This window comes from Azospirillum rugosum (assembly GCF_017876155.1).
GTDB lineage: Bacteria > Pseudomonadota > Alphaproteobacteria > Azospirillales > Azospirillaceae > Azospirillum > Azospirillum rugosum.
On the sequence record NZ_JAGINP010000004.1, the window covers coordinates 309,809 to 321,904 of the forward strand.

A 12,096-nucleotide genomic window follows, 5' to 3' on the forward strand; every position below is an offset into this window, starting at 1 on the left:
GGTAGCGTGTCCAGCCTATGCAAGACCACCTTGACCGAAGGGTTTTCGGAGGATGGGCCATGGCCGAGTCGCGGCTTGACGCGCTGTTGCGCCGCCGGGCAGAGGAGCGCCGGAAAGCGGCCATCCTGAGGGCGCGATCCGCGCTCGACTGGCTGTCCGGACAAGGGGTAGACGCCGCGGTGATCGGATCGCTGGCCCGCGGCGGTTTCAAAGACCATTCGGACGTGGACTTCCTGGTGCTGTCCTGCCCGCCGCACCTGCGCTACGCCCTGGAAACCGGGGTCGAGGCCGTAATGGAGGATCTTCCCTTCGATCTGGTCTATCTGGACGAAGTCAAGGCACCCCACCGCACCCGAATGCTGGAGGAAGCGGTCCGTGCACCCGATCTTCGCTGATCTCGACCTGGAATGGCGGCGCGTGGACGAGGAAGGGGCGTTGCTGGCCGAAGCGGTGCGGCGCTTCCGGGATGATCCGGCGATGCGGTCGGACCGGGTGATCCGTTGGCTGGCGGTCAGCGGCATCGCCTCCGGCGTCGAGAAGGCCTATTCCGGGGTCGAACGCATGCTGAAGATGATCGCGAGCACCATCGACGGATCGGTTCCGAAGGACGAAGCGTGGCATAGGACCCTGCTCGTCCGCATGGGCGTTGCCCTGCCTGCGGTACGGCCTCCGGTGCTGTCGGGGGGCACCCTATCGGCGTTCGACCGTTTGCGCGCCTTCCGTCACCGCGAACGCAACAGCTACGTTGGCGACCTCGACGAAGAGCGGTTGCTGGAGGTCGCGGACACGGTACCGGGGGCGCTGGCGGCGTTCCGCGCCGACCTCGATTCCTTTCGCCGCGCTTTGGAAGCTGAATCAAGCCCCTGAAGGCCCCGCATGTCGGCCATCGCCACCACGTCCCGCCGCCCCATCGTGCCGCTGTCCCTGACCTCCTCGGCCCTGCGCCTCGCCTGGCACGCCCGCAACCTGTGGCATCTGGTCGCGCGGCCGCTGACCATGGGCGTGCGGGCCATCATCATCGACGAATCTGGGGACGAATCGGGCGGGGCTGGCGCGAGGCGGGTGCTGCTGATCCGGCACAGCTACGTCGGCGGCTGGCATTTTCCGGGCGGCGGGGTCGGAAAAGGCGAGACTCTGGTGGAGGCCATGCGCCGCGAGGTGCGGGAGGAGGTCGGGCTGAGCGTCGACAGCGACCCGCAGCCCTTCGCCGTCTACGCCCGCTTCCGTCATGGGGCGAGCGACCATGTGGCGGTCTTCGTCGCGCGGGAATGGTCAGGGACCCCCGTCGCGGACGGGGTGGAGATCGTGGAGGCGCGCTTTTTCCCGCTCGACCAGCTTCCCGACGACGTTTCCTCGGCGACGCGGCGGCGCTTGGCCGAGTTCCTGGGTCGGGAACCGGTGCCAGAGCGGTGGTGAGTGCGTTGGTGAGTGCGTTGGTGAGTGCGTTGGTGACGGATTCCGTTCGCGACGGTTGACAGAACCGAATCGGTCCCACCATTGTGCAGTGCAATGACCGCGACCGTCGCCGCCATCCGCCGCTACCCCATCAAGGGGCTGAGCGGCCAGGACCTGCCCGCCGTTGACCTCGTCACCGGCCAGCCGATCCCGTTCGACCGCCGTTTCGGCATCCTGCATGGGCCGGCGGCGCAAGACGCCGGATTGGATGCGGGGGTCTGGCGGCCCAACGAGGATTTCTTCACGCTCGACCGCAACGAAAAGCTGGCGCTTCTCGACAGCGAGTTCGACGAGGACACCCAGTCGCTGATCATCCGGCGCGGCGGCAAGCCCGTGTCGCGCGGGCGGTTGGACCAGCCCATGGGCCGGATGCTGGTGGAGCAGTTCTTCGCCGCCTACCTCGCCGGCGCCGCTCCCGGGCTTCCCAAGCTCGCCGAGGCGAAGGACGCCGCCTTCACCGACCGGGAAGAGGCGGCCGTCTCGATCCTGAACCTCGCCAGCGTGCGCGACCTGGAGGAGCGGGTGGCCAAGCAGCCGGTCGACCCGCGCCGTTTCCGCGCCAACCTGATGATCGATGGGCTGGAGCCGTGGGTGGAGCGCCAGTGGATCGGTGCCCTGCTGACCGTCGGCGGAGCGACCCTGCGGGTCTGCGCCCACAAGGATTGCCGCTCGTCCAGCGAGGTGAACCCGGCCACGGGCGCGCGCGACTTCAACACGCTTCCAATCCTGGAGCGCGGCTACGGCCACACGCAGTGCGGGGTCTACGCCCGCGTGGTGCAGGGCGGCCGGATCGCGCTGGGCGACCCGGTGACCCTGTCCGACACCACGCTTCCCTGAAGGAAACAGGCCCAAGGGAGTGGGCCGGCGAACGCTCAGGCGTTCAGCGGGGCCCGTTCGTCCGCGCCGTCGGCTTCCTCGCCGGCCTCGCCAACCTCGTCCTCGTCGGCCGGCATGTTGCCGGACAGCGCGCCATGGCCGTTGCCGCCCGGATTGCGCTGGCGGTTTTCCGATTCCTGGATCTGGTTGATGATGCGGAAATAATGTTCCGCGTGCTGCAGGTAATTTTCCGCCTGGATGCGGTCACCGGAGGACGCGGCGTCGCGCGCCAGCGCCTGGTACTTCTCATGGACCTGCCACGCGTTGCCGCGGATGCGCACGTCCGGGCCGTTGCTGTCGAACGTCTGGTGCCGCAGCGGGACGTTCTGCCGGCGGTTTCCACCGCCGCCGCCGCCACCACCTCCGCCACCACCGCCGCCGTTGCCACGACCGCGCGAGCGCCTGGAGTTCGGTCCTTGTCTCATTTGGCTCTTAGGGCCCTCTGCAAGAGAAGCGCAATCCCCGGAATACCCCGGCGGCCGTCCTGGCCGTCGAGCCCGCCGCGGAGCAGTCCGCGGATGGGTCACGGGGAGCAAACGACGCGCCCGCCCTCAAACCGGGTGGCCTAGCGGACTTCCGCCCACCTGCGCGGAGTTTCCGGTGGCCTTGGGAACGCCCCTGGGGCCATCGTCCCTAGGGTTGTCGTCGTACCCTGCACCCTAATGGGGACGGCGCAGCAATCCAACCTTTTTTTTTGGGGGCAACCTGTTTTTAAGACGGCCGGATTTACGGGGCCTTGCGGGCCAGGACGCAGCGTTCCACCCCGCCCAGGTCGCGGAACACACCCCGCACCTCCAGCCCCGCCGCCTGGAGCAGCCCCGCCACATCGCCCGCCTGCCCCTGCCCGACCTCCAGCGCGGCGAGCCCGCCGGGCTCCAGCAGGCCCGGAAGCTGCGCCGCGATTGCCCGGTAGGCGTCCAGCCCGTCCGCCCCGCCGTCGAGCGCGCGCCGCGGGTCGTGCTCCCGCACCTCCGGCGCCAGGGTGGCGATGTCGGCGCTGGGGATGTAAGGCGGGTTGGAGACGACGACGTCGAAGCGCTCCGCCAGCCCCTCGCCCCAGTTCCCGGCCTGGAAGCGCGCCCGCCCGGCCAGCCCATTGCGCGCCGCGTTGTCCGCCGCCGCCGCGACCGCGTTCGGGCTGAGGTCCACCCCCACGCCCGAGGATTGCGGCAACTCGGCAAGCAGCGCCAGCAGGATGCAACCCGTCCCCGTGCCGAGGTCGAGCAGCCGCAGGGGGGCGGCGGGATCGGGCACGGCTTTCAGCACCGTCTCCACCACCGTCTCGGTGTCCGGCCGCGGCTCCAGCGTGTCGGGGTTGAGGGCGAGGTCGATCGTCCAGAACTCCCGATGGCCCAGGATGCGCCCCACCGGCTCATGCGCCGCGCGGCGCTCCACCAACGCCATGACGCGGGCCGCGTCGGCGTCGGGGATGGGCGTGTCGGCCCTGAGGAAGAAGTCCTCGCGGGTGAGGGTCAGCGCGTGCTCGATGAGCAACCGTGTGTCGAGGTCCGGCGTGTCCACGCCGGCCTCGCGCAGACGGGCTTCGGCGGCGCGGCGGAGCTGTTTCAATGTTTGGGTCATAGCCCCCTCCCCAACCCTCCCCCGCCTCTGGCGGTGGAGGGAGCTTGGACACTGCGGCGTTTCGTCCCCTCCACCGCGAAGCGGGGGAGGGTTAGGGAGGGGGCAAAAGGACGCATACAATGCCCCGCATCACGGAGAAAACACGCAACCGCGCGCGGACTATGCGCCGCGAGCCCACGGATGCGGAGCGGAAGCTGTGGTCCATCATACGGCGCCGGCAAATTGGCGGGTGGTACTTCCGCCGCCAGCATCCTATTCCCCCTTACATTGCGGACTTCGCCTGCGTCGAGACCATGCTGATCGTCGAGGTCGATGGCGGGCAGCACGCAGAGTCCGCCTATGACGCTGCTCGGGACAGGCACTTGCGGCAACACGGCTGGCGGATCCTGCGGTTCTGGAACAACGACGTGCTCGGCAATTCCGAGGGCGTGGCGCGCATGATCGGCGACGCCCTCGGTCCCCTCCCCAGCCCTCCCCCGCCTGCGGCGGTGGAGGGGGCTTGAGCGCTTGGCCTACTGCAACTCGGCCAGCCGCGCGGCCTCGTCTTCCGCGACCAGGGCGTCGATCATTTCGTCCAGGGCTTCGCCGGCCATCACCTTGTCGATCTTGTAGAGCGTCAGGTTGATGCGGTGGTCGGTCACGCGCCCTTGCGGGAAGTTGTAGGTGCGGATGCGTTCCGAGCGGTCGCCGGAGCCCACCTGGTTCTTGCGGTCCGCCGCCCTCGCCGCATCCTTGGCGGACCGCTCCAGCTCGTACAGGCGGGCGCGCAGCACCTTCAGGGCCTTGGCCTTGTTCTTGTGCTGGCTCTTCTCGTCCTGCTGGCTGACCACCAGGCCGGTCGGCAGGTGGGTGATGCGCACCGCGCTGTCCGTCGTGTTCACCGACTGGCCGCCGGGGCCGCTGGAGCGGAACACGTCGATGCGCAGGTCCTTCTCGTCGATGTGGATGTCCACCTCCTCCGCCTCCGGCAGCACGGCGACCGTGGCGGCGGAGGTGTGGATGCGGCCCTGCGTCTCCGTCGCCGGGACGCGCTGCACGCGGTGGACGCCCGATTCGAACTTCAGCCGGGCGAAGACGCCGCGGCCGGTGATGCTGGCGATGGCCTCCTTGTAGCCGCCGATGCCGGTCTCGCTGACCTCCATCGTCTCAAAGCGCCAGCCGTGCAGGCCGGCGTAGCGGCGGTACATCTCGAACAGTTCCGCGGCGAACAGGGCGGCCTCGTCGCCGCCGGTGCCGGCGCGCACCTCCAGGATGGCGTTCTTCTCGTCCGCCTCGTCCTTGGGCAGCAGCGCGATCTGCACGCGGCGCTCCAGGCCGGGGATGCGGCGGGTCAGGTCGCCGAACTCCTCCTCCGCCAGCGCCTTCATCTCGGCGTCGCCGGCCGGGTCGGCGATCATGCCCGCGAGGTCGGCGGCCTCGGCCCTGGCCTTCTTCAGCTCCGCGATCGCCTCGGCGACGGGGGTGAGGTCGGCGTATTCCTTCGACAGCCGGGCGAAGTCCGCCGGGTCCACCGTGCCCGCCGCCAGGGCGTCCCGCAACTCGTCATGGCGGGCCACGACCTTATTGAACTTCTCGTCCAGGCTCACGTCGCTCGTCCTCATTCCCATCGATTTGGGGGCCATCACTCTCGGCCAGCCGGAACAGCTGGAACAGCAGCCGTTCGGCCGCCGCCCGCTCCACCAGCCCGGCCCCGCCGGTGTCGGCGCCACCCTCCGAGCCGTCGCCCGCCGCCATGGCCCGCAACGCCTCCGACGGGCCGTGCAGCAGCCGGTTGACCAGCAGCCGCGTCGCCGCCGCCGCATCCAGCCCGCGGTGCTCGTCCAGCAGCCGCCGACGCTCCGCCTCGAAATGCGCGCGCAGCGCCGCCACGGCGGGCACCGCAGCACGCTCCGCCCGATGCCGGGCGAAGGCCGCCACGGCCTCGTCCACGATGGCCCACGCCGCCTTGGTCGCCGCCTCGCGCCCCACCCGCCCCTGCAGCGCCACGCGCTCCAGGTCGGCGAGGTCGTAGACGAACGCCTCGTCCAGCGACGCGACCGCCGGGTCCACGTCGGCCGGGATGGCCGCGTCCACCACGAACACCGGGCGCCGGCGGCGGCGCTTCAACGCCGCCCCCAACGCCTGCGCCGACAGGATATAGCGCCCCAGACCGGCCGCGGTCACCACGATATCCGCACCGGCCAGCGCGGAATCGAGATCCGCCCAGGGAACGAAGTGGCTGTCCATCCGCCGCGCCGCCGATTCGGCCCGGCGATCCACCGGGGAGGCCACCGTCAGCCGCCCCAGCCCGGCCTCGCGCAGGCCGTCCAGCACCAGCGCCCCCATGTCGCCGAGGCCCATCAATAGGCCGGAGCAGCGCTTCAGGTCGCCGTGCAGGTCGCGCGCCACCTGGACCGCCGCCGCGACGAGCGAAGTTGCCCCCTCCGCGATCGGTGTTTCCCGGCGCACCCGCTTGGCGGCGCCGTAGGCCGCCTGGAAGAGGCTCTCCAGCGCCGGCCCGGTGAGCCCGGCCGTCGCGGCGTGGCGGTGCGCCGCCTTCAATTGGCCGAGGATGTGCGGCTCGCCCACGATCTGGCTGTCCAACGAGCAGGCGACGGCGAAGACGTGCCGGACCGCGTCCACCCCGGTCAGCGTGTAGAGCTGCCCGGCGAGGTCCGGCTCCGACAGGCCGACCCGCTCCGCCATGATCCCGGCGACGGCGAGCGCCGCTTCGTGCGGGCGCTCATCGACCGCCTGCACCTCCACCCGGTCGCAGGTGCTGAGCCACACCGCCTGGGTCAGGCCGGCGTCGCGCAGGCGATCCAGCATCATCGGCACCTCCGCCTCCTCCGTCGTCAGACGGTCGCGGATCGCGCCCGAACAGGTCCGGTGGCTGGCGCCGATGACGAAGTAGGAGGAGGTCACGGATGGGCTTTTTCAATCCACAGAGGAACACAGATAAACACAGATTGGGCGCTATGGCAGTGCCGATCGCTCCGCGTTCATCCGTGCCGTCCGTGGAAAGGCGGTCACTCCGCCGCCGGAGCGCTCTCGACAGCCTGTTCAGCCACCTTGGCGGCCTCGATCTCCGCCGCCTTCTTCTCGACCAGGCCGACGAGGTGCTCGACGATGTCCTGGTCCTTCAGCCGGTGGTCGGTCACGCCGGACAGGTAGACCTGGTGGGTGTTGTTGCCGCCGCCGGTCAGGCCGATGTCGGTCTCCCGCGCCTCGCCGGGGCCGTTCACGACGCAGCCGATGACCGACAGGGTCAGCGGCGTGGTGATGTGGGCCAGCCGGGCCTCCAGCAGTTCCACCGTCTTGATGACGTTGAAGTTCTGGCGCGCGCAGCTGGGGCAGGAGATGACCGTGACGCCGCGGCGGCGCAGGCCGAGCGACTTCAGCATCTCGTAGCCGACCTGCACCTCTTCCGTCGGGTCGGCCGACAGGGACACGCGCATGGTGTCGCCGATCCCCGACCACAGCAGCATGCCGAGCCCGATGGACGACTTCACCGTGCCGGCCCGCAGCCCGCCGGCCTCGGTGATGCCGATGTGCAGCGGGTAGTCGCAGGCCTCCGCCAGCCCCTGGTAGGCGGCGACGGCGAGGAACACGTCGGAGGCCTTCACCGAGATCTTGAACTCGGTGAAATCGTGGTCCTCCAGGATCTTGGCGTGGTTCAGCGCGCTTTCGACCAGCGCTTCCGGGCAGGGCTCCCCGTACTTCTCCAGCAGGTCCTGCTCCAGGGAGCCGGCGTTGACGCCGATGCGCATGGAGCAGCCATAGTCCTTGGCCGCCTTCACCACCTCGCGCACGCGCTCGGCCGAGCCGATGTTGCCCGGGTTGATGCGCAGGCAGGCGGCACCGCTCTGCGCCGCCTCGATGGCGCGCTTGTAGTGGAAATGGATGTCCGCGACGATCGGGACGTTGACCTGGGGCACGATCTGCTTCAGGGCCAGCGCCGATTCCTGGTCGGGGCAGGACACGCGCACGATGTCGGCGCCCACGCGCTCCGCCGCCAGGATCTGCTCCACCGTCGCCTTCACGTCGGCGGTGGGCGTGTTCGTCATGGTCTGCACCGAGATCGGCGCGTCGCCGCCGACGAGCACGTTGCCCACCCGGATCTGGCGGGACTTGCGGCGGAGAATCTGGCGGTAGGGACGCACGCTGCTCATGGGATTCAGCCTCGGGGCTTCGAACGGAGGGACCGGTCGCGAAGGCGCCGTCCACGCCCTTATAGCGCAGCCGGCGTCACGCCTGAAGTGCGGTCGAAGCCTGGGGATTCAAGTCTGCCATCCGTCCGAACCCACCGGCCGGGTCGCGCTCGGCCGGGTTCAGCGGGCGCTGCCGGTGCGGGGAGGCGCCCCGCCCTGGTCCAGCGCCACGTCGCGCAGCACCTGGCCGACGGCACCCAGCGGCGCGCCGTCCACCCCGTCGGTGACCATGGTCAGGCCGCCGGCGTTGCCGGTGCGAACGCGGATGCCGGCGCGGTCGGGCACGCGGTAAACGTCGCCGGGCTTCAGCACGCGGGTGAAGATGATCTCGCCGTTGCCGTCGCGGACCTGGATCCAGCTGTCCTGCGTGGCGCGGAGCTGGATGCGCGAGGTCGGGTTCTGGCTGCCGTAGACCTTGGACGGCAAGCCGGCCGTGTCGGTCGCGGCGCGCGCCGGCGCCGGCGGCGGGGCGGGCGGCAGGCCGGCGATGGCGGGGGCGCCGGGCGACAGCGGAGTGGGTTCCTGCGCGGTGCCCTCGCCTTCTTCGTCCTCGGACGGAGGCGGAGGCACGCTGACCATGCCGGCGGGAGCCGCGGGCACAGCCGGAACGGCGGCCGGGGGAATCGCCGCGACGACGGACGGCTTCACCCCCGGCGTCGGGGCCGGCAGCGCAGCGGCCGGCGCCGGTGGCGGAGCCGTGGGGGCCGGGGCTATGGGAGCCGGGGCGGCGGGCTGCGGCGCCGCGGCGGGCGCGTTGGCCACCTTGGCGGGAGCAGGCGTGGGAGCGGGGGCCGACTGAACGGCGGGAGCCGCAGGGGTGGGCGCCACCGGGGCGGCGACCGGACCGGTGGGGACCGGAGCCGGCGTGGAGGCCCCGCCAGCCGAAGGCGGTGTCGTGGGCGCTTCCGCCGTCATGTTCGGAACCGGCGGCGCCGTGTCCGTGGGCGCCGGCGCCTGGGCGCTGCCCGGCACGTTGTTCAGGGGCGAGGTGTCGAGCAGCGACACCAGCCGGTCCGGCAGGGTCGGCACCAGGTCCACCATCGACCGGTCGGTGGCCGACAGATAGTACCAGCCGCCGTAGACGATGCCGGCCAGCACCATGGTGCCGAGCAGGACGGTGCCGCCGGGGATGCGGCCTTCCGGAACGGGGGTCGGGAAATAGAGCTGCTGGCTGCGCGTCTTGCCGGCGGCCTCGTCCTTGTACCGGGTAATGATTGCCTCGGGGTCGAGCCCCAGGCATTCGGCGTAGGAGCGCAGGAAGCCGGCCGCGTAGGCGGCCCCCGGAAGCTCGTCGAAGCGGCCGGATTCGATGGCCTGCAGGTAGGGGTAGCGGATGCGCAGCATCGTCGCGACCTCGCGCAGGTCGTAGCCGAGGCTCTCGCGCGTTTCGCGCAGCGTGTCCGACACGCTGGGCCCGGCCGGCAGAGAGCCGAACTGGGACGCGGGGTCGAGGGTGTCGAGAACCTTGCGCTTGCCCATCATGTCAGCCGCACCGTCGCTCCGGAAACCAAGGCGGTCGTCCCCTCGCATGGGTACGCCAGCCCCGATGGCTGCGCAACCGCGAATGACCGCAACGCTGCGACGTTGTATACGCCAATCGGCCGAGCCGCTGTAACAAAACGTCGCTTCTACAAACGATCAAGGGGGCGTGTGGCCCAGGCAACAGAGGGGGGCAACAGGGGGGCGACAGAGCCGTCCCCGGTGCTCAGATCAGGACGCCGTGGTCCTTGGCGAAGCTGCGCAGCTTGTCGCGCAGGCTGTGGTCGCCCTTCTGGTAGAGCCCGGCCATGTACTGGCGCAGCGCCGCCACGTCCAGCGAGCGGAGCATGGTCTTGACCGGCCCGACCGAGGGCGGGGACATGGACAGGCTGCGGAAGCCGATGCCCAGCAGGGCCATGGCGTCGAGCGGCCGCCCGGCCATCTCGCCGCAGATGCTGAGCGGAACGCCCGCGTCGTTACAGGCCTCCACGAGCCGCCGCAGCAGGCACAGCATGGCCGGGGCCAGCGGGTCGTAGCGGGTCGCCGTGCGCGGGTTGCCGCGGTCGCTGGCGAAGATGTACTGCGTCAGGTCGTTGGAGCCGACCGACAGGAAATCCACCCGCGCCAGCAGGGCCGGCAGCTGCCACAGCAGCGACGGGACCTCGATCATCGTGCCGACGCGCAGACGGCTCGGCGGCTCCAAGCCCTGCTGCTCCAGACGCTTCAGCTCCAGGTCGAGCAGGCGCTTGGCGGCGTCGAACTCGGCCACCTCGGCGATCATCGGGAACATCACCGACAGCGGCCGGCCGGCCGCCGCCCGCAGCAGCGAGCGGAGCTGCTGGCGCAGCAGCGACGGGTGGTCGAGCCCGATGCGGATCGCCCGCCAGCCGAGCGCCGGGTTCTCCTCCTCGCCCGACGCGATGTAGGGCAGCATCTTGTCGCCGCCGACGTCCAGCGTGCGGAACACCACCGGCTTGTCGCCGGCCTCGTCCAGGATGCGCGCGTAGAGGTCGGTCTGCGCCTTCACGTCGGGGTAGGAGGACCGGACCATGAAGGGGATTTCGGTGCGGTAGAGGCCGATGCCCTCCGCCCCGCTGGCCTTCAGGTGCGGCAGGTCGATCAGCAGGCCGCAGTTCAGCTGGATGGAGATCGGCACGCCGTCGCGCGTCACCGAGGGCAGCCCGCGGATCTCCGCGTAGATCTGTTCCTTGCGCGTGCGGAGCGCGACGCTCTCGGCGAAGGCCATCTGGATGTCTTCGGCCGGGCGTACGAACACTTGCCCGTGGTCGCCGTCCACGATGACGGGGTCGAGCGGCTCGATCCGGTTCAGCGCGTCGTTGGCCTGCACCACCGGGATGTTCAGCGCGCGCGCCACGATGCAGACGTGACTGGACGGCGATCCGTCCTCCAGCACCACGGCGCGCAGGCGGCGCTGGTCGTAGTCCAGCAGCTCCGCCGGCCCCATGGAGCGGGCGACCAGCACGATGTCATCCGGCAGGGTGCCGCCGTCGGCCTCCGACTTGCGGCCGGCCAGATGCTGGAGCAGCCGGTTGGTCAGGTCTTCCAGGTCGAGCAGCCGTTCGCGGATGTAGGGGTCCGTCAGGTGGCTCATGCGGGCGCGGGTGTCGTTCTGCACCTGCTGCACCGCCGCTTCCGCCGTCAGGCCCATGCGGATCGCCTCGCGGATGCGCGAGAGCCAGCCGCGGTCCTCCGCGAACATGCGGTAGGTTTCCAGGATGTCCTTGGGCTCGCCCAGCCCCGCCAGCGCCGCCGCGGCCAGCAGGTCGTCGATGGCGCTGTGCATGGTGGCGATGGCGGCGTTCAGCCGGACCAGCTCGCTCTCCGCGTCCTCGGCAACCATCTGGCGGATGGTCAGCTGCGGCCGGTGGATGACCGCAAGGCCCATGGACAGGCCGCCGGCCAGCGAGGTGCCGGACAGGCGCGCCGGCAGCAGCGCCGGGTCGCCGGTGGAGGAGACCTCCTGCGGGTTGACCAGTTCGCCCTGGGCCACCAGTTCGGCGACGACCATGGCGATGGTCTGCAGGGTCTCGACCTCCTCCTCCGTGTAGCGGCGGCGGTCCTTGTGCTGAATGACCAGAACGCCGCGCACCTTGCCGCCGCGCAGGATCGGCACGCCGGCCAGCGACAGGAAGGGGTCCTCGCCCGTTTCCGGGCGGTAGGCGAAGCTGGGGTGCGACGGCGCGTTGTCCAGCGCGATGGGCCGCGCGTGGCCGGCGATGTCGCCGACGATGCCCTCGCCCACGCGCAGGCGCGTGTTGTGCACCGCGGTCTGGTTCAGGCCGAAGGTGGAGAACAGCTCCAGCACCTCGCCCGCGCGCATGACGTAGGCGGAGCAGACGTCCGCCCCCATCTCCGCGGCGATCAGCGAGACGATCTTGTCGAGCCGCTCCTGCCCCGATCCCGATCCCGCCATGACGTCGCGCAGGCGCGCCAGCAGCCGGCGCGAGGCGGCGCCATCAAAGCCGGCGGAAGCTTCGCCCACGGTGTCGGTCAT

12 protein-coding genes are annotated in these 12,096 nt (G+C 70.7%); 5 read left to right on the top strand and 7 right to left on the bottom strand.

The genetic code is table 11. The features are described 5' to 3' along the window. The first annotated feature begins 59 nt into the window (after positions 1 to 59). From J2851_RS07825 to J2851_RS07840, 4 genes are all read left to right on the top strand, one after another. Positions 60 to 395, top strand: coding sequence for a nucleotidyltransferase family protein (locus J2851_RS07825; protein WP_209765426.1), 336 nt, complete (start codon positions 60 to 62; stop codon positions 393 to 395). Further along, entirely contained in the window at positions 376 to 867 is a 492-nt protein-coding gene (locus J2851_RS07830) for a ribonuclease toxin HepT-like protein (RefSeq protein WP_209765428.1), read from the top strand. Before J2851_RS07825 ends, J2851_RS07830 begins: the two co-directional genes overlap by 20 nt. Before the next feature lie 9 nt (positions 868 to 876). Next, positions 877 to 1,416: an NUDIX domain-containing protein gene (locus J2851_RS07835; protein ID WP_209765430.1), complete on the top strand. Its 540-nt coding sequence runs from the start codon at positions 877 to 879 to the stop codon at positions 1,414 to 1,416. 93 nt (positions 1,417 to 1,509) lie between these two features. Continuing rightward, entirely contained in the window at positions 1,510 to 2,292 is a 783-nt protein-coding gene (locus tag J2851_RS07840; RefSeq protein ID WP_209765432.1) for an MOSC domain-containing protein, read from the top strand. Between the two features lie 35 nt (positions 2,293 to 2,327). Here the strand turns inward: J2851_RS07840 and J2851_RS07845 are convergent, their stop codons facing one another. Both J2851_RS07845 and prmC read right to left on the bottom strand, forming a co-directional pair. Next, entirely contained in the window at positions 2,328 to 2,756 is a 429-nt protein-coding gene (locus J2851_RS07845) for a DUF4167 domain-containing protein (protein WP_209765434.1), read from the bottom strand. A 301-nt stretch (positions 2,757 to 3,057) separates the two neighbouring features. After that, the gene (gene prmC, locus J2851_RS07850) at positions 3,058 to 3,912 is read right to left on the bottom strand and encodes a peptide chain release factor N(5)-glutamine methyltransferase (protein ID WP_209765435.1); all 855 of its coding nucleotides are present in this window, start codon (positions 3,910 to 3,912) and stop codon (positions 3,058 to 3,060) included. A gap of 119 nt (positions 3,913 to 4,031) precedes the next feature. On the opposite strand from prmC, the gene J2851_RS07855 reads away from it, so the two are divergent. Beyond that, a complete protein-coding gene (locus tag J2851_RS07855; protein ID WP_209765437.1) occupies positions 4,032 to 4,415 on the top strand; it encodes an endonuclease domain-containing protein in 384 nt (127 codons plus the stop codon). A gap of 9 nt (positions 4,416 to 4,424) precedes the next feature. Here J2851_RS07855 and prfA read toward each other — a convergent pair whose 3' ends face one another. From prfA to ptsP, 5 genes are all read right to left on the bottom strand, one after another. Then, positions 4,425 to 5,498, bottom strand: a complete 1,074-nt coding sequence (prfA, locus tag J2851_RS07860; RefSeq protein ID WP_209765439.1) for a peptide chain release factor 1 — start codon at positions 5,496 to 5,498, stop codon at positions 4,425 to 4,427. Next, complete coding sequence (gene hemA, locus J2851_RS07865; RefSeq protein WP_209765441.1) at positions 5,473 to 6,816, bottom strand: glutamyl-tRNA reductase; 1,344 nt, start codon at positions 6,814 to 6,816, stop codon at positions 5,473 to 5,475. The genes prfA and hemA overlap by 26 nt, the downstream gene beginning before the upstream one ends. 104 nt (positions 6,817 to 6,920) lie before the next feature. After that, positions 6,921 to 8,063 (bottom strand): flavodoxin-dependent (E)-4-hydroxy-3-methylbut-2-enyl-diphosphate synthase, encoded by a 1,143-nt coding sequence (ispG, locus tag J2851_RS07870; RefSeq protein ID WP_209765443.1) that lies wholly within the window; start codon positions 8,061 to 8,063, stop codon positions 6,921 to 6,923. A gap of 159 nt (positions 8,064 to 8,222) precedes the next feature. Continuing rightward, on the bottom strand, positions 8,223 to 9,584 hold the full coding sequence (locus tag J2851_RS07875; protein WP_246500491.1) for a helix-turn-helix domain-containing protein: 1,362 nt from the start codon (positions 9,582 to 9,584) through the stop codon (positions 8,223 to 8,225). Positions 9,585 to 9,807: 223 nt separating this feature from the next. Then, positions 9,808 to 12,096 (bottom strand): phosphoenolpyruvate--protein phosphotransferase, encoded by a 2,289-nt coding sequence (gene ptsP / locus J2851_RS07880; RefSeq protein ID WP_209765445.1) that lies wholly within the window; start codon positions 12,094 to 12,096, stop codon positions 9,808 to 9,810.

What these genes read in the sequence shown, in the direction of transcription:
- J2851_RS07825 (WP_209765426.1), top strand. Translation starts at nt 60, where the DNA reads ATGGCCGAGTCGCGGCTTGACGCGCTGTTGCGCCGCCGGGCAGAGGAG.
- J2851_RS07835 (WP_209765430.1), top strand. Translation starts at nt 877, where the DNA reads ATGTCGGCCATCGCCACCACGTCCCGCCGCCCCATCGTGCCGCTGTCC.
- J2851_RS07840 (WP_209765432.1), top strand. Translation starts at nt 1,510, where the DNA reads ATGACCGCGACCGTCGCCGCCATCCGCCGCTACCCCATCAAGGGGCTG.
- J2851_RS07845 (WP_209765434.1), bottom strand. Translation starts at nt 2,756, where the DNA reads ATGAGACAAGGACCGAACTCCAGGCGCTCGCGCGGTCGTGGCAACGGC.
- prmC (WP_209765435.1), bottom strand. Translation starts at nt 3,912, where the DNA reads ATGACCCAAACATTGAAACAGCTCCGCCGCGCCGCCGAAGCCCGTCTG.
- J2851_RS07855 (WP_209765437.1), top strand. Translation starts at nt 4,032, where the DNA reads ATGCCCCGCATCACGGAGAAAACACGCAACCGCGCGCGGACTATGCGC.
- ispG (WP_209765443.1), bottom strand. Translation starts at nt 8,063, where the DNA reads ATGAGCAGCGTGCGTCCCTACCGCCAGATTCTCCGCCGCAAGTCCCGC.
- J2851_RS07875 (WP_246500491.1), bottom strand. Translation starts at nt 9,584, where the DNA reads ATGATGGGCAAGCGCAAGGTTCTCGACACCCTCGACCCCGCGTCCCAG.
- ptsP (WP_209765445.1), bottom strand. Translation starts at nt 12,096, where the DNA reads ATGACCGACACCGTGGGCGAAGCTTCCGCCGGCTTTGATGGCGCCGCC.